This window comes from Streptomyces sp. V3I8, assembly GCF_030817535.1.
Taxonomy (GTDB): Bacteria; Actinomycetota; Actinomycetes; order Streptomycetales; family Streptomycetaceae; genus Streptomyces.
The window spans coordinates 7,106,640-7,128,563 of the sequence record NZ_JAUSZL010000002.1; the positions used below are offsets into that span (position 1 = coordinate 7,106,640).

Consider the following 21,924-nt stretch of genomic DNA (forward strand, 5'->3'; position numbering starts at 1 on the left):
GGCGTTGTCGCACGACCCGGGTACGCCCAGTACGCGGATCATGCTCCGCCTTGCGATGCACCGCACCGGACCCCGCGGCCTGATCCGGCCTGATCCAAAAGAAACGCCCCGGGTGTGGGCTCGCTTGCCTTCGGGCTGCGGGCCCACATTTGTTTTCCCCCCGCCGTGAACCGAAGGTGAATCCATGTCCAGCGGCCCCGAGCTGATCTCCTCGCGCTCGCCGCGGGTCTCCGCCGCCCGGCGGCTCGCCCGGCGGAGCTTCCGGGGCAAGGAGCGTTTGTTCCTCGCCGAGGGACCGCAGGCCGTGCGGGAGGCCGCCGCGCACCGGACCGGGGACCGGCCCGGGCTCGTCGAGCTGTTCGCCACGGTCGACGCCGCGGAGCGGTACGCCGACATCGTGGGGGAGGCCCGCGGCGCCGGCGCCCGGGTGCACCTCGCCGCCGACGACGTGATCGCGGACATCTCCACCACCGTCACCCCGCAGGGACTCGTCGGCGTCTGCCGGTTCCTGGACACCCCGTTCGAGCGGATCGTCGAGGCGCGGCCCCGGCTGGTCGCCGTGCTGGCGCACGTGCGCGACCCCGGGAACGCGGGCACCGTCCTGCGCTGCGCCGACGCCGCCGGGGCCGACGCCGTCGTCCTCACCGACGCCTCCGTCGACCTCTACAACCCCAAGTCCGTACGCGCCTCGGTCGGTTCGCTGTTCCACCTGCCGGTCGCGGTCGGCGTACCCGTCGAGCAGGCCGTGCAAGGGCTCAGGGACGCCGGCGTACGCATCCTCGCGGCCGACGGGGCGGGCGAGGACGACCTGGACGACGAACTCGACAAGGGCACCATGGGCGGGCCCACCGCCTGGGTCTTCGGCAACGAGGCATGGGGGCTCCCGGAGGAGACCCGCGCGCTGGCGGACGCCGTCGTACGCGTACCGATCCACGGCAGGGCCGAGAGCCTGAACCTCGCGACGGCGGCCGCCGTATGTCTCTACGCGTCGGCTCGCGCGCAGCGTGCCCGCCGCGCTCGTTCCTGAGGGGGTCCGTTCCGTCACTCCCAGCTAGTAGGGTGACGGGCTCGGGGATCCGCCCCCAGACTCTCGGCTGCGCTCGAGCAGGGAGGTTGCCCCCGGATGCCGGACGAGAGGTGGGGTACGGGGATGAGTGTCGGCACGAGCGGTACGCAGAGCGCGCTGCGGGCACACGACGTGCGGAGCGCTCCCGCGCCCCGGCACGCCGAACTCGGCATCGACCCGGACGACCTCCCCGACGGACTCGTGATCGCCGACGAACGCGGCCGGGTGATCTGCTTCAACGCCGCGGCCGTCCGGATCACCGCCACCCCCGCCGCCGAGGCCCTCGGCCACCCCCTCGACCGGGCCCTGCCGCTGGAGGACCTCGAAGGCCGCCGCTGGTGGCAGCTGACCGACCCGTACGGCGGTCTCGCGATTCGCAACGGACAGCCCGAGCGCAATCTGCTGCTGCCCGGCGGCCGTGAGGTCCTGGTCCGCGCGCGGTATCTGCGGGTGCGGCCCACCGGCCCGGTCCGCCGGGTCGTCGTCTCGCTCCGCGACACCGAGGCCCGCCGCCGCACCGAGCGCAACCACGCCGAGCTGATCGCCATCGTCGCCCATGAGCTGCGCTCGCCGCTCACCTCCGTCAAGGGCTTCACGGCCACGCTGCTCGCCAAGTGGGAGCGGTTCACCGACGACCAGAAGAAACTCATGCTGGAGACGGTCGACGCCGACGCCGACCGCGTCACGCGGCTGATCGCCGAGCTCCTCGACATCTCCCGCATCGACTCCGGACGCCTGGAGGTACGCCGCCAGCCGGTCGACATAGGCGCCGCCGTCGGCCGCCACATCCAGGCGTACGTCGCCGCCGGCCAGGCCGCCGACCGGTTCCTGCTGCGCATCGGCCAGCCGCTGCCCGACCTGTGGGCCGACCCCGACAAGGTCGACCAGGTGCTCAGCAACCTGCTGGAAAATGCGGTGCGGCACGGCGAGGGAACCGTCACCATCGACGTAGGGCCCGCGCCGTCACCCCGCGAGGGGGAGGACGCCTGCACGTCGGTCACCGTGAGCGACGAGGGCCCCGGCATCCCGGAGGAGTCCATGAACCGCGTCTTCACCCGCTTCTGGCGGGGCAGCAAGCGCGGCGGCACCGGCCTCGGGCTGTACATCGTCAAAGGCATCGTCGAGGCCCACGGCGGCACCATCACCGTCGGCCGCGCCCCCGAGGGCGGCGCGCGGTTCCGGTTTACGCTGCCCGTGGGCACCCCGGCGTATCTGCTGTGACGCCGTAGCGGCCCCCACGGGCGCATCCGCACACCCCACCTTCGTTAGACTCGGTCTTTGGCACCTTTGCGTCCCCTTGCAGGGACAGGGCGTCCCTTTTCTACGGACCGGGCGTCCCGCGAGTCGCCACGGGGACCGCTCGCCAACCAATCGGAAGCACGGGAAGAGATGTCGGCACCGAACAAGTCGTACGACCCTGTTGAGGTCGAGGCACTGAAACCGGAAGAGATCGAGCGCCTGCGGGACGAGGCGCTCGCCGCCTTCGCCGCCGCCGGTGACCTCGACACGCTCCAGGAGGCCAAGGTCGCCCACACCGGCGGCGCCTCGCCGCTGGCCCTCGCCAACCGCGAGATCGGCGCGCTGCCCCCGCAGGCCAAGGCCGCCGCCGGCAAGCTCGTCGGCCAGGCCCGCGGCGCCGTGAACAAGGCACTCGCCGGCCGCCAGGCCGAGCTCGAGGCCGAGCGGGACGCCCGCGTGCTGGTCGAGGAGGCCGTGGACGTCACGCTGCCCTACGACCGCGTACCGGCCGGCGCCCGGCACCCGCTGACCACCATGATGGAGCGGGTCGCGGACGTCTTCGTGTCCATGGGGTACGAGATCGCCGAGGGCCCCGAGGTCGAGGCGGAGTGGTTCAACTTCGACGCCCTGAACTTCGGCCCGGACCACCCGGCCCGGCAGATGCAGGACACCTTCTTCGTCCAGGGCGCGGCCGAGGGCGAGTCCGGTGTCGTGCTGCGCACCCACACCTCGCCCGTGCAGGCCCGCGCCATGCTGGACCGCGAGCCGCCCGTCTACATCGTGTGCCCCGGCCGCGTGTACCGCACGGACGAGCTGGACGCCACGCACACCCCGGTCTTCCACCAGATCGAGCTGCTGGCCATCGACGAGGGCCTGACCATGGCCGACCTGAAGGGCACCCTGGACCACATGGTCCGCTCGCTCTTCGGCGCCGGCATGAAGACCCGGCTGCGGCCGAACTTCTTCCCGTTCACCGAGCCGTCCGCCGAGATGGACATGCTCTGCTACGTCTGCCGGGGCGAGTCCGTCGGCAACCCCGACCGCCCCTGCCGCACCTGCTCCAGCGAGGGCTGGATCGAGCTCGGCGGCTGCGGCATGGTCAACCCGCGGGTGCTCACCGCCTGCGGTGTGGACCCCCAGAAGTACAGCGGATTCGCCTTCGGGTTCGGCATCGAGCGGATGCTGATGTTCCGCCACAACGTCGAAGACATGCGAGACATGGTCGAGGGTGACGTCCGGTTCACCCGGCCGTTCGGGATGGAGATCTGATGCGGGTCCCGCTTTCCTGGCTGCGGGAGTACGTCGACCTCCCCGCCACCGAGACCGGCCGCGACGTGCAGGCCAGGCTCGTGTCCGCCGGCCTGGAGGTCGAGCGGGTCGAGCAGCTCGGCGCCGACCTCAAGGGGCCGCTCGTCGTCGGCAAGGTGCTGACCATCGAGGAGCTGGAGGGCTTCAAGAAACCCATCCGCTTCTGCACCGTCGACGTCGGCACCGCCAACGGCACGGGTGAGCCGCAGGAGATCGTCTGCGGCGCCCGCAACTTCGCCGTCGGCGACAAGGTCGTCGTGGTCCTGCCCGGCGCCGTGCTGCCCGGCGACTTCGCGATCGCCGCGCGCAAGACGTACGGCCACACCTCGCACGGCATGATCTGCTCCGGCGACGAGCTGGGCATGGGCGACGACGGCTCCGGCGGGATCATCGTCCTGCCGCCCGAGCACGAGGCCGGCACGGACGCGATCGAGCTGCTCGAACTCGTCGACGAGGTCCTCGACATCGCCGTCACGCCCGACCGCGGCTACGCCCTGTCGATGCGCGGCGTGGCCCGCGAGACCGCCACCGCGTACGGGCTGCCGCTGCGCGACCCGGCGCTGCTCGACGTACCGGGCCCGAACGCGTTCGGGCACCCCGTGCAGGTCTCCGACCCGCTGGGCTGCGACCGCTTCACCGCGCGCACCGTCACCGGTCTGTCGCCCGAGGCCCGGTCCCCGATCTGGCTGCAGCGCCGCCTCCAGAAGGCCGGCATGCGCCCGATCTCGCTGGCCGTCGACATCACCAACTACGTGATGCTGGAGCTCGGCCAGCCCCTGCACGCGTACGACCGCTCCCGGATCCAGGGTGCGATCGGCGTGCGCCGGGCCGAGCAGGGCGAGAAGCTCACCACCCTCGACGGCGCCAAGCGCACGCTGGACGCCGAGGACCTGGTGATCACCGACGACCGCGGGCCCATCGGCCTGGCCGGCGTCATGGGCGGTGCCAGCACGGAGATCGACGACACCGAGGGCACCACCACCGAGGTCGTCGTCGAGGCCGCCCACTTCGACCCGGTCTCCATCGCCCGCACGGCCCGCCGGCACAAGCTGGCCTCCGAGGCGTCCAGGCGCTTCGAGCGGGGCGTCGACCCGGAGGCCGCGGCCGCCGCCGCCCAGCGCACGGTCGACCTGCTGGTCCTGCTCGCGGGCGGCACCGCCGACGCGGGCGTCACCCAGATCAGCTCGCCGTCCGCGCCGCACACCATCACCATCGCGGCGAACCACCCGGACAGGGTCGCGGGCGTCGACTACGGCCGCGAGACCGTCGTACGCCGCCTCCAGGAGGTCGGCTGCGACGTCTACGGCCAGGACGAGCTGATCGTCACCGTGCCGTCGTGGCGGCCCGACCTGACGGACCCGAACGACCTGGCCGAGGAGGTCATCCGGCTGGAGGGCTACGAGAACCTGCCCTCGACGCTGCCCCGGCCCCCCGCGGGCCTGGGCCTGACCGACCGGCAGCGGCTGCACCGCCGGGTCGGCCGCGCGCTGGCCGGCGCCGGGTACGTGGAGGCGCTGAACTACCCGTTCATCGGCGCCGAGGTCCTCGACCAGCTGGGTCTGGAGGCCGACGACCCGCGCCGCACCCTGGTGACGCTGGTCAACCCGCTCTCCGACGAAGAGCCCGCGATGCGTACGACGCTGCTGCCGGGGCTCCTCGGCGCGCTGCGGCGCAACGACGGCCGCGGCTCGCACGACCTGGCGCTCTTCGAGACCGGCCTGGTCTTCCGGCCGACCGGCCGGGAGACCAGGGCCGAGCGGCTGTCCGTCGACCGGCGGCCCACCGCCGAGGAGATCGCCAGCATCGACGCCGCGCTGCCGCGTCAGCCGCGGCGCGCCGCCGTCGTCCTCGCGGGCGCCCGCGAGCAGACCGGCTGGTGGGGCAAGGGGCGTCCGGCGGACTGGGCGGATGCCGTCGAGGCCGCCCGCACCGTCGCCCGGGAGGCCGGGGTCGAACTGACCGTGCGCGGGGACCGGCACGCTCCCTGGCACCCGGGGCGGTGCGCCGCGCTGTACGTCACGGTGGACGGCGAGGAGACACTCGTCGGCCACGCCGGTGAGCTGCACCCGCGGGTCATCAAGGCGCTGCACCTGCCGGAGCGCAGCTGTGCCATGGAGATCGAGCTCGACCTGCTGGAGCGGGCGGGGGCCGGGGCGCTCGCCGCTCCGCGCATCTCCACGTTCCCCGTCGCCACGCAGGACGTCGCGCTCGTCGTCGCGCGGGAGGTGCCGGCCGCCGATGTGGAGGCCGCGCTGCGTGAGGGCGCGGGTGAACTGCTGGAGTCCGTGCGGCTGTTCGACGTGTATGAGGGAGAGCAGCTCGGTGCGGGGCGCAAGTCGCTCGCCTACGCGTTGCGGTTCCGGGCGGTCGACCGGACGCTGACCGTGGACGAGGCGTCCGCCGCGCGGGACGCGGCGGTCGTGCTCGCGGGGGAGCGGACGGGGGCCGTTCTGCGGGGTTAGTCCCCGCGCCCGGGCCGGGGCTCGGTTCGGGGGCTGCGCGTTGTCGGTCGGGTGCGGGTACGTCCTGGCCGAGCGCGCGGTTCCCCGCGCCCCTGAAAGATCGCGCCGTTCCCCGCGCCCCCCAAGCGCGCGCCGTTCCCCGCGCTCCCCCTGCCCCAGAAGCGGGCACCTCACTCTTTTGGGTGGGAAGTGGGGGTGTGGTGGGGCGGGACGCGTGTGCGGTCGGCAGAATCGACGCGGCCGGACCGGCCGGTGGCTGCGCTGCACAGGGCCTAGGGGGGCCGTCGGCATGATCCGTACCAAGGTGGGGTCGATCCGTCGGAGGGCGCTCCGCGGGAGCCGGCGGACACTCGGGAGGACCAGGGCCCGCGCCCGGCGCCGGCTCGGCCGCACCGGGGCCCGCCGGCTCGGCCGGGTCGGACAGCGGCTGCGCCGTCTGCTCGCGCTCGGACTGCCCACCGCCTGGGGCGCGGTGGCGGTCACCTACAAACTGGTCTGTCCGCTCGCCCAGCAGAACGGGCTCGGCGCGCGGATCGCCACCTGCGCCGTCTTCTTCGCCGTCGGTACGGGCCTGGTGCTCCACGTCAGGCGGGGGCTGCTGCGCGAACTGCGGCAGATCCGCAAGGTCGCGGGCGCCGCCCAGGGCGTCCTCCTGCGTCCGCTGCCACCGCGCGTCGACGGGCTGGCGGTCGCGGCCGCCCAGTTCTCCGCCGACCGGGGGGCCGGTGTCGGAGGCGACCTGTACGAGGTGATCGGCACCGAGCACGGTGTCCGGGTCGTCATGGGCGACGTCCGCGGCCACGGGCTGGCCGCCATCGGGACCGTCGCCGCCGTACTCGGCAGCTTCCGCGAGGCCGTCCACGACGAGCCCGAACTCCCGGGCGTGCTGCGCAGACTGGAGCGCGCCATGAGCCGGCACCTGCGGGAGCGCGCGAAGGCCGAGCACCCCTCGTCCGGGCTCGACCCCGACAGCCCGGTCGCCGAGGAGTTCGTCACCGTACTGCTCCTGGAGATCGCCCCCGACGGCGAGGTCCGGGCCCTGAACTGCGGTCACCCATGGCCGTACCTGCTGCGTACCGACGAGGTGCCGGCCGGCGTACGAGGGGCGGTGGAGCACCTCGGTCCCGGTGATCCCCTGCCGCCGCTCGGGCTCTTCCCGCTCCCCGCCGAACTGCCCGTCGTCCCGTGCGGGCGGCTGCTGCCGGGGGAGGCGCTGTTCCTGCACACGGACGGTGTCGAGGACGCCCGTGACGGCGCCGGCCGGTTCTTCCCCCTGACCGCGGTGCTCACCGACACCGTGCGCGCCCGCCCCGCCTCACCGAAGGCGGTCCTGGCCACGCTCCTCACCCGGCTGCTGGCGCACGCGGACGGCTTCCCCGGCGACGACGTGGCGGTGCTGGTCCTACGGAACGACCGGGAAGAGTCCCTTCCGGCGCGGGACAACCGCATGGCCCACCACAGCGCCCCTTGAGAGGCGCGGGGGACCGCGCGATCAGCCACGACGCACCCGCACGTGACGAACGACGATCGGCGACTCGGCCGAACCCCGACGGAACGGAGCCGTCCGCCCGCCACGGAGTGTCGGGCAGGCAGCTGGGCGGACGGCGTGGTTCCGGGCCGCCGCACTGTACGAGGGGGAGCCGGCGGCCCGGCCGGCCTCTTGCGAGGCAGTTAAGTCAATCGGCTCGCCACTCTCCGCGACAGTGCGCGTACTGCCCGGATCCGGGCACTCCGTTCACACCCCGTGTGAAAGGGGACGCGCTAGGTTGAAAGCACCGTCAGCCCGAGCCCCCGGATGGCAGGCATGCAGCCCAACACTCTGCTCGACGCGGTCCTCGACGAGGCCGGGATCTCCCACGCGGGCCTCGCCGCCCATGTGAACCTGGCGGGGCGGGCACGCGGCCTCGCCCTCAGGTACGAACACACCGCCGTGGCACGGTGGTTGAAGGGGCAGCGGCCCCGTGGCCAGGTGCCCGACCTGATCTGCGAAGTCCTCGCCGGCCGGCTCCAACGGCCCGTCACACTCGACGACATCGGCATGGGAGTGCCCGGCGAACCGGCCGCCCCGCACGGCACGACGCTCTCCGGCTTCGTCGAGCGGGCCACCGCCCTGTGGCGCTCCGACGAACAGCAGCGCCCGCACATCCTGGGCGCTCCCGCCGTCACCGGTACGCCCGCCGTCATGCCCGTGTGGGAGTGGGAGAACCCGCCGGAGGACGTGGACGTCTCGCGCGGAGGCCGGCAGCGCGTACGCATGTCCGACATAGAGATGCTGCGCGCCGCCCGCGCCCACTACGAGCAGATGTACCGGAAGGCGGGGGGCATCGCGACCCGTACCCGCATTGTCGGTTTCCTCAACTCCGAGACGGCGCCGCTCCTCAGAGGCAGTTACACCGACGCCACCGGCCGTCAGCTCCACCGCGCCACCGGCGGCCTGGTGGCCATCGCCGGCATCTGCGCGTACGACTCCGACGCGCACGGGCTCGCCCAGCGCTACTTCCACCAGGCGCTCCGGCTCGCGAAGGCCAGCGGGGACCGGGGACTCGGCGCCTACGTCATCGCGCTCCTCGTCAACCAGGCGCTGTTCATGCGGGAGAACCGGCAGGCCGTGGCGTTCGCCGAGGCCGCGCTGCGCGCCGCGGGGCGCCACATCACGCCGGCGCTCGCGTCGGACCTCTCCGCGATGCAGGCCAAGGCGTACGCGCACCTCGGCGACGGCAGCAGCGCGCTGTCCTGCATCCGGCGTGCCGAGCAGGCCGCCGACCGCATCCGGCGCGGATACGAACCGGACGAGACCGGCTATGTCCAGCCGGGCCTGGTCAACGTGCAGGTGGCGGAGGCCCTGCTGAGCCTCGGTGACCTGGCCGCCGCCCGGGAGCACGCCGCGGCCGCCGTGGACAACCCGGCGCACGACCGCGGCCGGGTGCACCGGCTCGCCATGCTCAGCCAGATCGAACTGCGCCAGGGGAACGCCGACAGGGCGGTGGTCACCGCGGTCGAGATGGCGGAACGGGCCCGGGGGATGGAGTCCCAGCGGCTGCGCGACAGACTGCGGGCGGTACGCGAACACCTGGTGGCCAGCGGGTGCGCGGGCACCTCCGAGGCCGCCGAACTCATCGACGGAGCGCTGCGCGTACCGCTCTAGGAAGCCCGTCGCGCCACGGCGTCCCGCCCCTTTCCGGGGCCGCCGCGTCCTCCGGAACGCGTGCCTCGACACCTCGCTCCACACCTGGCTCCACACCTGACTCCGCGCCTGCCGTCGCGCCGCGCGTGCCTCACCGCGAGCCTGCTGTGCGGACAATCCTGCTGCGATATTGCCATCTACCTGACGGAAGGTGGCAGAAAAGTGCAGTGGACGAAACAGAACGAACAAATCGTGTACGCAAATCGCTGGTTCAGCGTCAATCTCGCTGACGTCGAGTTACCGGACGGGCAGCACCTCGACCACTTCCTGATCCGGCTGCGGCCCGTCGCCGTGGCCACGGTCGTGAACGGCGCGAACGAGGTGCTCCTGCTGTGGAGGCACCGCTTCATCACCGACAGCTGGGGATGGGAGCTTCCCGCGGGGGTCGTCGAGGACGGTGAGGACATCGCCGTCGCGGCGGCCCGGGAACTGGAGGAGGAGACCGGCTGGCGACCGGGACCTCTGCGCCATCTGATGAGCGTCGAGCCCTCGAACGGGCTCACCGACGCGCGGCACCACGTCTACTGGGCCGACGAGGGTGCGTACATCGGACACCCTGTGGACGACTTCGAGTCGGACCGCCGGGAATGGGTTCCGCTGAAGCTCGTTCCCGACATGGTCGCCCGTGGTGAGGTTCCGGCCGCCAACATGGCAGCCGCGCTGCTCCTCCTGCACCATCTGAGGCTCGGGCAGGACGCCTTGCCCTGATCCCCCCACCGCGTCCTACGGGTCTAACGGCCCAGAGCCTGCCAGACCGCCACGGCCAGTGCGCCCACTGCCGTGACGACCGCGACCGCGCGCAGCGGCCAGCGGGTGTGTTCCAGAGCGATGACCCGAGTGCTCAGGTCGTCGAGCTCCTTGGCGGTCTGTTCGGCGCGATGACTGAGCAGGGTCATTCCGCCCTCGACGGTGGCGTGTGCCACGTCGAGGCGCCGGCGTAACTCTGCGAGTTCACCTCGAACCACGGGATGCTCCGGGTCGGGGATCACGTGTCCGCTCCTTTCCGTAGTCGACACATCCCTCGGATGCGCACGAAAAGTCAACCTCGCTGGTGGTGGCGTGGGGAGCGTGTGCGAGAGGCATATGCGAGCCCGCGCCGCACACGCCGTGTGAATGCGGCGGGCCCGGCCCTCGGGAAGAGAGCCGGGCCCGCACAGGGCAGTGCTTGTACGCAGAGTGGCCGATACACGATGGGTGGCGGCTTCTACGCGTAGGTGTAGAAGCCCGATCCCGACTTCCGGCCGAGCCGTCCCGCGTCGACCATGCGCTGGAGCAGCGGCGGAGCGGCGTACAGCGGCTCCTTGTACTCCTCGTACATCGAGTACGCGACCGACGCGACGGTGTCGAGCCCGATCAGGTCGGACAGCTTGAGCGGCCCCATCGGGTGGGCGCAGCCCAGCTCCATGCCGTTGTCGATGTCCTCGCGGCTCGCCATGCCGGACTCGAACATCCGGATCGCGGAGAGCAGGTACGGGATCAGCAGCGCGTTGACCACGAAGCCCGAGCGGTCCTGGGCGCGGATCGCGTGCTTGCCGAGGATCTTCTCCACCAGGGACTGAGCCCGGCTGATGGTGCCCTCGGAGGTGGTGAGGGCCGGGATCAGCTCGACGAGCTTCTGCACCGGGGCCGGGTTGAAGAAGTGGATGCCGATGACCTGGTCGGGGCGCGAGGTGGCGACGGCGAGCTTCACCAGCGGGATGGAGGAGGTGTTCGAGGCGAGGATCGCGTCCTGCCGCAGCACCACCTGGTCGAGCACCTGGAAGATCTCCGTCTTCACCTGCTCGTTCTCGACGACCGCCTCGATCACCAGGTCGCGGTCGGAGAACTCGCCGAGGTCGGTGGTGAAGGAGAGCCGCTCCAGCGTGGCGTCCCGCTCCTCCTCGGAGATCTTGCCGCGCTCGGCCGCCTTGGAGAGCGAGTTGTAGAGCCGGGTCCGGCCAATCTCCAACGCCTCACCGGTGGTCTCGGCGGCCTTCACGTCCAGGCCGGCGCGGGCGCACACCTCGGCGATACCCGCTCCCATCTGGCCGCAGCCCACCACTCCGACGCGTTCGATGTCGGTCACATCGTCCCTTTCGCTCTCACTGTCACCGGGCCGGCGGCTCTTCGCTGTCCGGTCCCTGTCGGCGCCACGCAGGTTACTCCGGACTTGTCCCCGATCGGCCGCCCGGGTCGGGCATGCTGGCCGGGTGAACGGTCCGTGACGAGGCGGACCCACTGCGTTTGGGGTGTGCGGCATGAGGCGTATGTCACGGCGGGGGTTCGCGGCGACCGCGGCGGTCGGGCTGTCGGGACTCCTCACGGCGGGACTGGCGGTGGCGGACGCGGGTGGTGGTGGCGGCCGCGGCGGCGGGTCCGGTGCCTCCCGGCGGAGGCACCGGGAACCCGCGGGCGCGCTGCGCGGCATGTGGCTGGCGACCGTGGCGAACCGTGACTGGCCCTCCGCGCCGGGCCTGACCGCGGAGCGGCAGCGCGCCGAACTGCTCGGCCATCTCGACACCGCGGTGGAGCGCCGGCTGAACGCCGTGGTCTTCCAGGTGCGGCCCACGGCCGACGCCCTGTGGCCCTCGCCGTACGAACCCTGGGCGCAGTACCTGACCGGTGTCCAGGGCCAGGATCCCGGCTGGGACCCGCTGGGCACCGCCGTCGAGGAGGCCCACGCGCGCGGGCTGGAACTGCACGCCTGGTTCAACCCGTACCGCGTCGCCAACCACACCGATCCGGCGAGGCTCGTCGCCTCGCACCCGGCCCGCGTCCATCCCGACTGGGTCGTGCCGTACGGCGGGAAGCTCTACTACAACCCCGGTCTGCCCGAGGTCCGCGCCTTCGTCCAGGACGCGATGCTGGACGCGGTGCGCAAGTACGCCGTCGACGCCGTCCACTGGGACGACTACTTCTATCCGTACCCGGTCGCGGGCCAGACCTTCGACGACGACGCCGCGTACGCCGCGCACGGCGGGCAGTACCCCGACCGGGCGGCGTGGCGGCGCGACAACATCGACCGGCTGGTGCGGGAGACGGCCGCGCGCATCAAGGAGGTGCGGCCCGGTACGAAGTTCGGGATCAGCCCCTTCGGGGTGTGGCGCAACGCCGCGACCGACCCGCTGGGCTCCGACACCCGGGCCGGCGTGCAGACGTACGACGACCTGTACGCGGACACCAGGAAGTGGGTGCGGGAGAACTGGATCGACTACATCTGCCCGCAGCTGTACTGGAACATCGGCTTCGCCGCCGCCGACTACGCGAAGCTGGTCCCCTGGTGGGCCGCGGTCGCGGACGGCACCGGCACCGGGCTGTACGTCGGCGAGGCGCTCTACAAGGCCGGGGACCCGGCGCAGCCCGCGGCCTGGCAGGACCCGGCGGAGCTGTCGAAGCACCTGACCCTCGCCGAGAACCATCCGCAGGTACGCGGACACGTGTTCTTCTCGGCCAAGGAAGTGGCCGCCGACCGGATCGGGGCCATGGCCAGGGTGGTCGCCGACCACTACCGGCAGCCGGCGAAACCGGCCCGCTGACCTATCGGCCGCCGTCCTCGCGGTGCCGGACCACGCAGTCGGGCCCGGGCGACATCAGACTCTCGTGGCCGTCCTCGAAGCGGACCCGGTAGGGAGGGTTGCCGCGCTGACCGAGCACCTCGATGACCTCCGCGACCCGGTCGTGCTGTCCGACGATCCTGCCGTGCACCAGCAGTTGGTCGCCTACGATTGCCTGCATCGGTGGGGTCCCCTCGTTCCGCACGGGAGTGGCGCTTCGTGGCCGCAAGTGTACGGGGCGTGGGGCGAGTCGGGGCCGTCCCGTACAAACCGGTCAGTTCAGCTCCGGGCCCGCTGGGTGACGGCGATGCAGACGAGCACGGCGGCGGCCGTCAGCGGGGCGGCCGGGGCCAGGTGCTCGCCCAGGAGCAGCACCGACCACACGAGGGTGAGCAGCGGCTGCGCCAGCTGCAGCTGGCTGGCCTTGGAGATACCGACGGCGGCCATGCCGCGGTACCAGACGACCAGGCCGAGGAACTGCGAGCCGGCCGCGACCCACAGCAGTCCGGCCACGCTGTGCGCGGTCAGCTCCACGGGCTCGTACGACAGCGCGAGCGCCGCCACCGGCACCGTGAGCGGCAGGCACAGGACCAGCGCCCAGCCGATGACCTGCCAGCCCGGCATCACACGGGCCAGCCGGCCGCCCTCCGTGTAGCCCGCCGCGCAGACCAGGAGGGCGGCGAAGAGGTAGGTGTCCGCACCGCCGAGGGCGCCGCCGCTCTGCTGCACGGTGAACGCGATCACCACGGCCGCGCCCGCGGACGCGGCGGCCCAGAAGGTGCGGGAGGGGCGGGTGCCCATCCGCAGCGCCGAGAACAGGGCGGTCGTCAGGGGCAGCAGACCGACGACGACCGCCGCGTGCGCGGTGCTCGACGTCTCCAGGGCGAGCGTGGTGAGCAGCGGGAAACCGAGTACGACCCCGGCGCCGACGACGGCCAGCCCCGCGAGGTGACTGCGGTCGGGGAGCGGGACGCGCAGGGACAGCAGGCAGACGCCCGCGATCACCGCGGCGAGGACACTGCGCACCGCCACGAGCGACCACGGCCCGAAGCCCTCAAGACCCCACGCGGTGGCGGGAAAGGTGAGCGAGAAGGCGACGACGCCGAGCGCGGCGAAGAGGGTGCCGGCCCGGAGGCCGGACCGGGGGCCTGGCCGGGGGCCGGGCCGAGGGGCGCCCTGGGGGGAGCTCCCGTCGTGCCCGACCGTCCGCGTCGCTTCCGGACCGGCCGACACCGCTATCGAGTTCTGTACGGTAGCGCTATTGTCTGCTCTCATGCATGAGCGTAGCAGTGTCGGTGATCTGGTCAGCAGCCTGCGGGGCGAACTCAACCGCTACTCTCCCGGTGGAAAGCTGCCGTCCAGCCGGGCGCTCGTCGAACGGTTCCGGGTGAGCCCCGTGACCGTGTCCCGGGCGCTGGCCCAGCTCTCCGCCGAGGGACTGGTGGTCACCCGGCCGGGAGCGGGGGCCTTCCGGGCCGTGCCGCGCGAGACCGGGCCCGCCGTCGGGGACACCTCCTGGCAGGAGGTCGCGCTCAGCGCGGACGCCACGACCGAACTCGTACCGCGCACGGTGGACGCCTCGGGGGTGCTCGTCTCGCTCGCCGCACCGCCGCCGGGAGTCATCGAGTTCAACGGCGGCTATCTGCACCCCTCGCTCCAGCCGGAACGGGCGATGGCCGCCGCGCTGTCCCGGGCGGGCCGGCGCCCCGGCGCCTGGGGGCGGCCGCCGACGGAGGGCCTGCCCGAGCTGCGCGAGTGGTTCGCGCGGGGCATCGGCGGCGCCGTCACCGCCGCCGAGGTGCTGATCACCGCCGGCGGCCAGTCCGCGCTGACCACCGCGCTGCGCGCCCTCGCGCCCCCCGGCGCCCCGGTGCTGGTCGAGTCGCCCACCTATCCCGGCATGCTCGCGATCGCCCGCGCCGCCGGACTGCGGCCCGTACCGGTGCCGGTGGACCGGGACGGTGTGAAGCCCGCGCTGCTCGCCGACGCGTTCAGGGCCACCGGCGCCCGTGTCTTCGTCTGCCAGCCGCTGTTCCAGAACCCGACCGGCGCGGTGCTCGCCCCCAAGCGGCGGGGCGAGGTGCTGCGGATCGCCCGGGAGGCGGGCGCGTTCGTCGTCGAGGACGACTTCGTACGGCGGCTCGTGCACGAGGACGCGGGACCCCTGCCCGGGCCGCTCGCCTCGGACGACCCCGACGGAGTCGTCGTGCACGTCTGCTCCCTCACCAAGGCCACCTCGCCGAGTTTCCGGGTGGGCGCGCTGGCCGCCCGCGGGCCCGTCCTGGAACGGCTGCGGGCGATCCAGGTCGTCGACACCTTCTTCGTGCCGCGGCCTCTGCAGGAGGCGGCCCTGGAACTCGTCGGCTCGCCCGCCTGGCCCCGCCATCTGCGGGCCGTCTCGGCCGAACTGCGCGCCCGGCGCGACGCGATGACCGCCGCGCTGCGGCTGCGGCTGCCCGGACTGCCGCTGCCCCACGTCCCGGCCGGCGGCTACCAGCTGTGGGTGCGCCTGCCCGACGGCACGGACGAGCAGGCGCTCCTCGCCGCCGCCCTGCGCGCGGGCGTGGCCGTCGCCCCCGGCCGCCCCTATTTCAGCGCCGAGCCCCCGGCGGCCCACCTGCGGCTCAGCTTCGCGGCGGTCGCGGGCGCCGCGGAGATTGCCGAGGGGGTGCGCAGACTGCGTACGGCGTGCGTCGAGACCGGTGTGGCCGCGGCGTCCTGACCGCGCGGGGCGGGCCGTCCGGTGAGCATTCGGTGAGCGCCGGCGATCGGCTCTTGACCTGCGCAGTCCCGGCGCCCACGATCGCCGCATGCATGTTCGGGTCACGCTGATCGCCGCCGCCCGCGGGTCCTCGCTGCTCGCCGAGCGCTTCGACGACGACCGGCCGCTGGACCAGGCGGGCTGGGGCGAGGTGCAGCGCGTCGCCCACGCCCTGGTGCCGCTGGCGGCGGCCGAGTTGCGCTACTGCTCACCGACGCCGCGCAGCCGGGCCACCGGGAGCGCACTCGGGCTCGCCCCACTGGCCCAGCCGGCCCTGCGGGACTGCGACATGGGCCGCTGGCGCGGGCTCACCCTCGGCGAGGCGATGGCCCGGGAGCCCGAGGCCGTGGACGCCTGGCTCGCCGACCCGTACTCCGCGGCCCACGGCGGCGAGCCGCTGGTGGAGTTCGTCCGGCGGGTGGGCGGCTGGCTCGACACCCGCCCCGCCGACGACGGTGGCCGGATCGTCGCCGTGGCCGAACCCGCGGTCGTACGCGCCGCGCTCGTCCACGCGCTGAGGGCGCATCCCTCGACGTACTGGAACCTGGACGTCCGTCCGCTGTCGACGGCTTCGCTCATCGGTCGGGCCGGCCGCTGGAACCTGCGGTTCGACGCCTGGCACGAACGCGTGTAGGCATGCGGGCGGCCGGGTGGCGTGCGGCCGGTCGGCCGGTCAGACGCGCGTGTAGTCCGTCGTCAGGACCAGGTCCTTGGCCGGGCCGCCCACCCGCCACACCGTCCGCCAGCGGTCCGCGTCGAACACGGTGAACTCGCCCCGGTAGAAATCCGCCGCGCACGGATGGTCGGCGACGTACCTGCCGGTGGCGAGGTCCAGGTCGTGGAAGGGGCGGCCGTCGGCGAACCGCACGTCGGCCCGGCTCGCCCCGCCGCCCGGCAGGAACCTCAGGGTGCGCTCGGCGGGCCGGGCCACGCCCTGCCACTCGAACATGCCGGACTCGTGGTGGAGCAGCCCCTCCGAGGGGACGCCGCGCTCGCCGGGGCCGCTGCCGTCGCCGTCCAGCGGCCCGAACACCGTCGTCCCGCTGAAGACGCCCGCCGCCCCGCTCGCGAGATCGCGCACCGAGCGCTCCACGCGCCACCTGCCGACGAGGTACGCCAGCACATCGTCCACCGGCCGGAATCCGGCCATCCCCTCCGTCACCGCGGCCTCTCCCGTCCAACCCATTGACGCGCTCGTGCCCCCTCCCTATCTTGCCGTTCGAAGTATTGATCAGTGTCCGACATGTCGAACAGCCTTGTCCCGAGCATCATGCACGCCTCTCAGAGCCGCGGAGGATCCATGTCACCTGCCCGCACCCGCTGGAGACTCTCCCTCACGGCCGGCGCACTGCTGGCCGCCTCCCTCCTCGTTCCGGCGCCGGTGGACGCCGCGGCCGAGGACGCGACGACCGACCACGCGACGACGGACTACGCGATCACCGTCGACCCGAAGGCCGCGGGCGCGAAGATCGACGACACGATGTACGGCGTCTTCTTCGAGGACATCAACCGGGCGGCGGACGGTGGCCTGTACGCGGAGCTCGTGCAGAACCGGTCCTTCGAGTACTCCACGGCCGACAACCGCGCGTACACGCCCCTCACCTCCTGGGCCGTCACCGGCACCGCGAAGACCCTGGACGACGAAGGCCGGCTGAACGCCCGCAACCGCACCTACCTCGCCCTGGACGGCGGTTCCTCCGTCACCAACTCGGGCTACAACACCGGGATCGCGGTGGAGGAGGGCAAGGTCTACGACTTCTCGGTGTGGGCCCGCGCCGACACGGCCTCCGCCCTGACGGTGACCCTGCGGGACGCCGACGGCGAACTGGCCCGGGCCCGGCGCGTCACCGCCCGCGGCGGCTGGGCCAAGTACACGGCACGTCTCACAGCGACCCGCACCGGCGCCGACGGCCGCCTCACGGTGGCCGCGGACGGCCCGGCCGCGCTCGACATGATCTCGCTCGTCCCGCGCGACACGTACAAGGGCCACGGCCTGCGCGAGGATCTGGCGCGGAAGATCGCAGCCCTGGATCCCGCCTTCGTCCGCTTCCCGGGCGGCTGCCTGGTCAACACCGGCAGCATGGAGGGGTACGACGAGGCGTCCGGCTGGGAGCGCAGGCGCGCGTACCAGTGGAAGGACACCGTCGGTCCCGTCGAGCAGCGCGCGACGAACGCCAACTTCTGGGGCTACAACCAGAGTTACGGGCTCGGCTACTACGAGTACTTCCAGTTCTCCGAGGACATCGGCGCCATGCCGCTGCCCGTGGTGCCCGCCCTCGTCACCGGCTGCGGCCAGAACCGGGCCGTCGACGACGACGCTCTTCTCCGGCGCCACATCCAGGACACCCTGGACCTCATCGAGTTCGCCAACGGCCCGGTGAGCAGCGAGTGGGGCGGGAAGCGGGCCGGGATGGGCCACCCGAAGCCCTTCCGCCTCACCCACCTCGCCGTCGGCAACGAGGAGAACCTGCCGGACGAGTACATCGACCGCTTCAAGCGGTTCCGCGCGGCCGTGGAGGCGAAGTACCCGGACGTCACCGTCATCTCCAACTCCGGCCCGGACGACAGCGGGGCGACGTTCGACACGGCCTGGAAGCTCAACCGGGAGGCGGACGTCGACCTGGTCGACGAGCACTACTACAACAGCCCGCAGTGGTTCCTGCAGAACAACGACCGCTACGACACCTACGACAGGAACGGGCCGAAGGTCTTCCTCGGCGAGTACGCCTCCCAGGGCAACACCTTCAAGAACGCCCTGTCCGAAGCGGCGTTCATGACCGGCCTGGAACGCAACGCGGACGTCGTCAAGCTCGCCTCGTACGCCCCGCTGCTCGCCAACGAGGACTACGTGCAGTGGCGTCCGGACCTCATCTGGTTCAACAACCACGCCTCCTGGAACTCCGCCAACTACGAGGTCCAGAAGCTCTTCATGCGCAACGTCGGCGACCGGGTCGTGCCGTCGGGCGCGACCGGCACCCCGTCGGTGAGCGGCCCCATCGCGGGCGCCGTGGGGCTGTCGACATGGGCGACGACCGCCGCGTACGACGACGTCTCGGTGACCGGCGCGGACGGCACGCGGCTGCTCACCGACGACTTCTCCGGCGACGCCGCGCAGTGGACCCACACGGGCGGCGGCAGCTGGAGCGTCCAGGACGGGCAGTACGTGCAGGGCGACGAGGCCGCCGAGAACACCATGGTCTCCGCGGGCGACCTGGCCTGGCACGACTACGACCTGCACGTGAAGGCCACCAAGAAGGCCGGCAAGGAGGGCTTCCTCGTCGCCTTCGGGGTCAAGGACACCGGCACCTACTACTGGTGGAACCTGGGCGGCTGGAACAACACCCGGTCGGCGGTCGAGCAGGCCGTGGACGGCGGCAAGTCGACGCTGATCTCGAAGGCCGGGTCCGTCGAGACGGGCCGCGCCTACGACATCGACATCAAGGTGCGCGGCCGTCAGGTCACCCTCTACCTCGACGGCCAGGAATGGGGCAGCTTCACCGACGACAAGCCGGCCGAGCCGTTCCGCCAGGTCGTCACCAGGGACGCGCGGACCGGCGACCTGATCGTCAAGGTGGTCAACGCCCAGGCGGCCGACGCCCGTACGGAGATCGACCTGGGCGGCGCGAAGGTTTGCCCGAAGGCCGCGGTGACGACCCTCGCCGCAGCCCCGGACGCCGTGAACGCGGAGACGGCCACGGCGGTCGCGCCGGTCACGTCCACCTTCTCCGGAGTCGCGAAGAGGTTCACGTACACCTTCCCGGCGAACTCGGTGACGTTCCTGCGGATCAGGAAGGGCTGAGTCGGCGGGGTGATCGGTGGGGCAGCGGGCAGGCACTGCCCCACCGGGAGTTCATGCGCGCGAGTCGTGCGCCAGAACCGTGAACGCCGACCAGGCGTCACGGGAGACCGTCAGCGCCTGCCGTCGGATGTCCTTCGAGTCCCGGACGAGGACGGCCTTGTGGCGTACGGCAACCTCGACGCAGTTGTCGCCAGAGCTGCCGCTGTAACTGCTCTTGAACCAGGCCGGTTCGGTGGTGGTCATAGTGCTCCTCGCATCTGCTCCAGCAGGCTTACCGTTGCTTCGCGGTCGAGGGCCTGCGAGCGCAGCTTGCCATAGCGTTGGAGCATCGCGCTGACGTCTTTCGGTGCGGTGATCAGATTGCTCGACTGCTGGCCCTCGGAGTAACCCACCCACTCGTGCCGGGGTGTCTCCGCCAGGTACATCAGACCATCGATGCCTGCGTGATCGTACATTCGCGTCGGCATCACCTGGATCTCGACGTTCCTTCGCACTCCCCGCATCAGCAGATGGTCCAAGAGCTGGCGTGCGACTTCCGGTCCACCCATGTGCCGTTCGAGCAGAGCCTGTTCGATGATGAAGCTGAAGGCCGTGTTCGGCTTCTCGGCAAGGAGCTGCTGCCGTTCCAGACGTGCGGTGACCTGGTACTCGATCTGATCTTCGGACAGGGGCGGCAGCCGTCGCTCGAAGATTGCCCGAATGTACGCTTCCGGCTGCAACAACCCCGGAATCGCCCGGCACTCATACGCATACAGCGAGACCGCCTCCTCCTCGATCGCCGCCCACTGCCGGAACCACGACGCCAGCCCCACCTTCCGCGTCAGGCTCCTCGCCGCAGCCGCCAGCACCCGCCCGGCGACCGCTCCCAGCGCCTCCTCCGACCGGTCGAGCAGGTTCCTCGGCGGGAACCGTCTGCCCTGTTCGATCTTGGCGATGTACGCGACCGAGTACTGCACCAGTGGCGCGAGCTGCTCCTGCGTCAGGCGGGCTTCCTCCCGCAGCGCCTTCAGGACCGCGCCGAAGGTCTTGAGGCTGTCCGACAGCTCCGGCTCGCATCCTCCGCCCTGCCCGGCGCCGCCCCCGCCCGCCCCGCCGCCGTTGTCCGTCGCCATCGCAGCCGCTTCTCCCTGTGCCGCCGGGCCCGCCAGTGCCGTAACCGTTCCTGGACCGGCGCCCGAACCCGTGCCGTGCCGTGTGCCGTCCGCGCTGCGCCACGCACGGCCACTCCATGGTCACGCACAGCGACCATCCCGGTCCAGCGAGTCAACCAGTACAACGCGATCTGTATCGGCGCCGGACCTGCCGACGACTCCTCGACCCCCCGCAGGCTGGCCGCATGCCAGCCCCTCACACCCAGATCCCCGCCCCCGCACGCACGTTCGCGCAGCGTTTCTCCGCGACCCGGCGCGGTGCCCGTCTCGCCCGGCTGCTCGCCGCGCACCAGCTCACCGCGTGGGGTCACCCGTACGGCACCGGGGTCCATGACGCGGTCGTCCTGGTCGTCGCCGAACTCGCGGCGAACGCCGTTCTCCACGGCCAGGTGCCAGGACGCGACTTCGTCGTACGCCTCGCCTGCGACGACGGCCGGGGCGTCCTCCGTGTCGAGGTGTCCGACACCCACCCCGCCCTGCCCGTCCGCACCATGCCCACCGCCGACGAGGACCACGGCCGCGGCCTGGTCCTCGTCGACGCGCTCGCGAGCCGTTGGGGCGTGAGCGACCGCGTGGGCCCGGGCAAGACGGTCTGGGCCGAGTGCGCACTGCATGCCGCCACGCACGGACCGGCCGGTGACTGCGGTGACGGATCCTGATCTCTCCGCGGCCTCCTCGGCGTCGGCCGGGGTGTCCGCGCCACGCGTCCCTGACCGACGGACCGAAGGAGCGATTCCATGGCCGGGAGTCCACACGCCCGAGAGATCGGTGCACCCGAGCCCGGCCGCACCGGGGCTGCGCCCGTCCGCGAGGGCCTGCTCTACGCGTGGGCGGGACGGTGGCGTGCGGAAGTCGTCCCGCTGCGGCTGGAGCTGGGGTTCGTGGTCAGCGGGGCATGCGGCGACCCAGCTCGCGTGCCTTGTCGCGCAGTCCTGTCGCCCAGGATCCGCCTTCCGCCGGGGTGGACATCCCCGTAACGGCCGAGACCTGCGCGTCTTCGAACGGGCCGTCCGGGGCGGCGCCGAGCTGGGCCCAGTCCACCTCGACTCCGGCACGCTCCGCGAGGGCCAGCACTGTGGCGGTGAAGCCGTCGGAGAGGGCCAGCACGATGGCGTGGCTCGTTCTTCGATGGTGCGCGAGCAGAGCGTTGACGAAGGGCGCGAAGGTGGCCAAGTCGATCTGGCACTCGTCGTTCTCCATGGGGCCGATACCCGATGAGAGTTCCAGCTCCGCCTCAAAGACCGCCACTTGCCGCCGGAACATGCGGGAAGCCCCGTTGGACGGGTTCCACAGGGTCTCGTCGCCCATGTCGAAGTACTGGCTCATCGTGGCCCCTTCAGCCGGTCACGGCAGGCCGGCGTATCCAGTTGGATCATCACCGCCGGCACGGACTCGTGCCGACGGTCCGCGGCCGGCCCGCC

General features: G+C 72.3%; 20 protein-coding genes. 12 read left to right on the forward strand and 8 right to left on the reverse strand.

All coding sequences use genetic code 11. The features are described from left to right. Positions 1-184 precede the first annotated feature (184 nt). The 7 genes from QFZ75_RS31405 (at position 185) to QFZ75_RS31435 (ending at position 9,967) form a co-directional block, all read left to right on the forward strand. The gene (locus QFZ75_RS31405; RefSeq protein ID WP_307542289.1) at positions 185-1,027 is read left to right on the forward strand and encodes an RNA methyltransferase; all 843 of its coding nucleotides are present in this window, start codon (positions 185-187) and stop codon (positions 1,025-1,027) included. Between the two features lie 123 nt (positions 1,028-1,150). Beyond that, a complete protein-coding gene (locus QFZ75_RS31410) occupies positions 1,151-2,287 on the forward strand; it encodes an ATP-binding protein (protein ID WP_307542291.1) in 1,137 nt (378 codons plus the stop codon). Between the two features lie 168 nt (positions 2,288-2,455). Further along, on the forward strand, positions 2,456-3,574 hold the full coding sequence (gene pheS / locus QFZ75_RS31415; RefSeq protein WP_307542293.1) for a phenylalanine--tRNA ligase subunit alpha: 1,119 nt from the start codon (positions 2,456-2,458) through the stop codon (positions 3,572-3,574). Beyond that, entirely contained in the window at positions 3,574-6,075 is a 2,502-nt protein-coding gene (pheT, locus tag QFZ75_RS31420; protein WP_307542295.1) for a phenylalanine--tRNA ligase subunit beta, read from the forward strand. Before pheS ends, pheT begins: the two co-directional genes overlap by 1 nt. Positions 6,076-6,364: 289 nt before the next feature. Continuing rightward, positions 6,365-7,546, forward strand: coding sequence for a PP2C family protein-serine/threonine phosphatase (locus tag QFZ75_RS31425; RefSeq protein ID WP_307542297.1), 1,182 nt, complete (start codon positions 6,365-6,367; stop codon positions 7,544-7,546). A gap of 333 nt (positions 7,547-7,879) precedes the next feature. Next, the gene (locus QFZ75_RS31430; protein WP_307542299.1) at positions 7,880-9,220 is read left to right on the forward strand and encodes a transcriptional regulator; all 1,341 of its coding nucleotides are present in this window, start codon (positions 7,880-7,882) and stop codon (positions 9,218-9,220) included. A gap of 201 nt (positions 9,221-9,421) precedes the next feature. Next, complete coding sequence (locus tag QFZ75_RS31435) at positions 9,422-9,967, forward strand: NUDIX hydrolase (protein ID WP_307542300.1); 546 nt, start codon at positions 9,422-9,424, stop codon at positions 9,965-9,967. A gap of 23 nt (positions 9,968-9,990) precedes the next feature. Here the strand turns inward: QFZ75_RS31435 and QFZ75_RS31440 are convergent, their stop codons facing one another. Together QFZ75_RS31440 and QFZ75_RS31445 are read right to left on the reverse strand one after the other, a co-directional pair. After that, positions 9,991-10,248, reverse strand: coding sequence for a hypothetical protein (locus QFZ75_RS31440; RefSeq protein WP_307542303.1), 258 nt, complete (start codon positions 10,246-10,248; stop codon positions 9,991-9,993). A gap of 215 nt (positions 10,249-10,463) precedes the next feature. After that, on the reverse strand, positions 10,464-11,324 hold the full coding sequence (locus tag QFZ75_RS31445) for a 3-hydroxybutyryl-CoA dehydrogenase (RefSeq protein WP_307542304.1): 861 nt from the start codon (positions 11,322-11,324) through the stop codon (positions 10,464-10,466). A 172-nt stretch (positions 11,325-11,496) separates the two neighbouring features. Between QFZ75_RS31445 and QFZ75_RS31450 the strand changes: the two genes are divergently transcribed. Further along, on the forward strand, positions 11,497-12,774 hold the full coding sequence (locus QFZ75_RS31450; RefSeq protein ID WP_307542305.1) for a glycoside hydrolase family 10 protein: 1,278 nt from the start codon (positions 11,497-11,499) through the stop codon (positions 12,772-12,774). A gap of 1 nt (position 12,775) precedes the next feature. Here QFZ75_RS31450 and QFZ75_RS31455 read toward each other — a convergent pair whose 3' ends face one another. Next, positions 12,776-12,973 (reverse strand): DUF1918 domain-containing protein, encoded by a 198-nt coding sequence (locus QFZ75_RS31455; RefSeq protein ID WP_307542307.1) that lies wholly within the window; start codon positions 12,971-12,973, stop codon positions 12,776-12,778. A gap of 98 nt (positions 12,974-13,071) precedes the next feature. Beyond that, complete coding sequence (locus tag QFZ75_RS31460; RefSeq protein WP_307542308.1) at positions 13,072-14,067, reverse strand: DMT family transporter; 996 nt, start codon at positions 14,065-14,067, stop codon at positions 13,072-13,074. Between QFZ75_RS31460 and QFZ75_RS31465 the strand changes: the two genes are divergently transcribed. Together QFZ75_RS31465 and QFZ75_RS31470 are read left to right on the forward strand one after the other, a co-directional pair. Then, positions 14,066-15,514 (forward strand): PLP-dependent aminotransferase family protein, encoded by a 1,449-nt coding sequence (locus tag QFZ75_RS31465; protein WP_307542309.1) that lies wholly within the window; start codon positions 14,066-14,068, stop codon positions 15,512-15,514. The genes QFZ75_RS31460 and QFZ75_RS31465 overlap by 2 nt on opposite strands. A gap of 88 nt (positions 15,515-15,602) precedes the next feature. Next, positions 15,603-16,187 (forward strand): histidine phosphatase family protein, encoded by a 585-nt coding sequence (locus QFZ75_RS31470; RefSeq protein ID WP_307542310.1) that lies wholly within the window; start codon positions 15,603-15,605, stop codon positions 16,185-16,187. Positions 16,188-16,226: 39 nt separating this feature from the next. Here QFZ75_RS31470 and QFZ75_RS31475 read toward each other — a convergent pair whose 3' ends face one another. Then, the gene (locus tag QFZ75_RS31475; RefSeq protein WP_307544921.1) at positions 16,227-16,703 is read right to left on the reverse strand and encodes a DUF6314 family protein; all 477 of its coding nucleotides are present in this window, start codon (positions 16,701-16,703) and stop codon (positions 16,227-16,229) included. Between the two features lie 150 nt (positions 16,704-16,853). On the opposite strand from QFZ75_RS31475, the gene QFZ75_RS31480 reads away from it, so the two are divergent. Continuing rightward, entirely contained in the window at positions 16,854-19,352 is a 2,499-nt protein-coding gene (locus tag QFZ75_RS31480; protein ID WP_307542311.1) for an alpha-L-arabinofuranosidase C-terminal domain-containing protein, read from the forward strand. A gap of 51 nt (positions 19,353-19,403) precedes the next feature. On the opposite strand, the gene QFZ75_RS31485 is transcribed toward QFZ75_RS31480, so the two are convergent. Both QFZ75_RS31485 and QFZ75_RS31490 read right to left on the reverse strand, forming a co-directional pair. Beyond that, positions 19,404-19,595: a DUF397 domain-containing protein gene (locus QFZ75_RS31485; RefSeq protein WP_307542312.1), complete on the reverse strand. Its 192-nt coding sequence runs from the start codon at positions 19,593-19,595 to the stop codon at positions 19,404-19,406. After that, positions 19,592-20,464 carry a helix-turn-helix transcriptional regulator gene (locus tag QFZ75_RS31490; protein ID WP_307542313.1) on the reverse strand — a complete coding sequence of 291 codons (873 nt, stop codon included), beginning with the start codon at positions 20,462-20,464 and terminating at the stop codon, positions 19,592-19,594. The genes QFZ75_RS31485 and QFZ75_RS31490 overlap by 4 nt, the downstream gene beginning before the upstream one ends. Positions 20,465-20,688: 224 nt before the next feature. On the opposite strand from QFZ75_RS31490, the gene QFZ75_RS31495 reads away from it, so the two are divergent. Then, on the forward strand, positions 20,689-21,162 hold the full coding sequence (locus tag QFZ75_RS31495; RefSeq protein ID WP_307542315.1) for an ATP-binding protein: 474 nt from the start codon (positions 20,689-20,691) through the stop codon (positions 21,160-21,162). Between the two features lie 226 nt (positions 21,163-21,388). Here the strand turns inward: QFZ75_RS31495 and QFZ75_RS31500 are convergent, their stop codons facing one another. Beyond that, on the reverse strand, positions 21,389-21,829 hold the full coding sequence (locus tag QFZ75_RS31500) for a DUF6086 family protein (protein WP_307542318.1): 441 nt from the start codon (positions 21,827-21,829) through the stop codon (positions 21,389-21,391). Positions 21,830-21,924 lie beyond the last annotated feature (95 nt).

Coding starts and splice junctions, on each gene's coding strand:
- pheS (WP_307542293.1), top strand. CDS start 2,456: ATGTCGGCACCGAACAAGTCGTACGACCCTGTTGAGGTCGAGGCACTG.
- QFZ75_RS31490 (WP_307542313.1), bottom strand. CDS start 20,464: ATGGCGACGGACAACGGCGGCGGGGCGGGCGGGGGCGGCGCCGGGCAG.
- QFZ75_RS31430 (WP_307542299.1), top strand. CDS start 7,880: ATGCAGCCCAACACTCTGCTCGACGCGGTCCTCGACGAGGCCGGGATC.
- QFZ75_RS31495 (WP_307542315.1), top strand. CDS start 20,689: ATGCCAGCCCCTCACACCCAGATCCCCGCCCCCGCACGCACGTTCGCG.
- QFZ75_RS31485 (WP_307542312.1), bottom strand. CDS start 19,595: ATGACCACCACCGAACCGGCCTGGTTCAAGAGCAGTTACAGCGGCAGC.
- QFZ75_RS31455 (WP_307542307.1), bottom strand. CDS start 12,973: ATGCAGGCAATCGTAGGCGACCAACTGCTGGTGCACGGCAGGATCGTC.
- QFZ75_RS31460 (WP_307542308.1), bottom strand. CDS start 14,067: ATGAGAGCAGACAATAGCGCTACCGTACAGAACTCGATAGCGGTGTCG.
- QFZ75_RS31425 (WP_307542297.1), top strand. CDS start 6,365: ATGATCCGTACCAAGGTGGGGTCGATCCGTCGGAGGGCGCTCCGCGGG.
- pheT (WP_307542295.1), top strand. CDS start 3,574: ATGCGGGTCCCGCTTTCCTGGCTGCGGGAGTACGTCGACCTCCCCGCC.
- QFZ75_RS31465 (WP_307542309.1), top strand. CDS start 14,066: ATGCATGAGCGTAGCAGTGTCGGTGATCTGGTCAGCAGCCTGCGGGGC.
- QFZ75_RS31475 (WP_307544921.1), bottom strand. CDS start 16,703: ATGGCCGGATTCCGGCCGGTGGACGATGTGCTGGCGTACCTCGTCGGC.
- QFZ75_RS31450 (WP_307542305.1), top strand. CDS start 11,497: ATGAGGCGTATGTCACGGCGGGGGTTCGCGGCGACCGCGGCGGTCGGG.
- QFZ75_RS31500 (WP_307542318.1), bottom strand. CDS start 21,829: ATGAGCCAGTACTTCGACATGGGCGACGAGACCCTGTGGAACCCGTCC.
- QFZ75_RS31480 (WP_307542311.1), top strand. CDS start 16,854: ATGTCACCTGCCCGCACCCGCTGGAGACTCTCCCTCACGGCCGGCGCA.
- QFZ75_RS31410 (WP_307542291.1), top strand. CDS start 1,151: ATGAGTGTCGGCACGAGCGGTACGCAGAGCGCGCTGCGGGCACACGAC.
- QFZ75_RS31470 (WP_307542310.1), top strand. CDS start 15,603: ATGCATGTTCGGGTCACGCTGATCGCCGCCGCCCGCGGGTCCTCGCTG.
- QFZ75_RS31405 (WP_307542289.1), top strand. CDS start 185: ATGTCCAGCGGCCCCGAGCTGATCTCCTCGCGCTCGCCGCGGGTCTCC.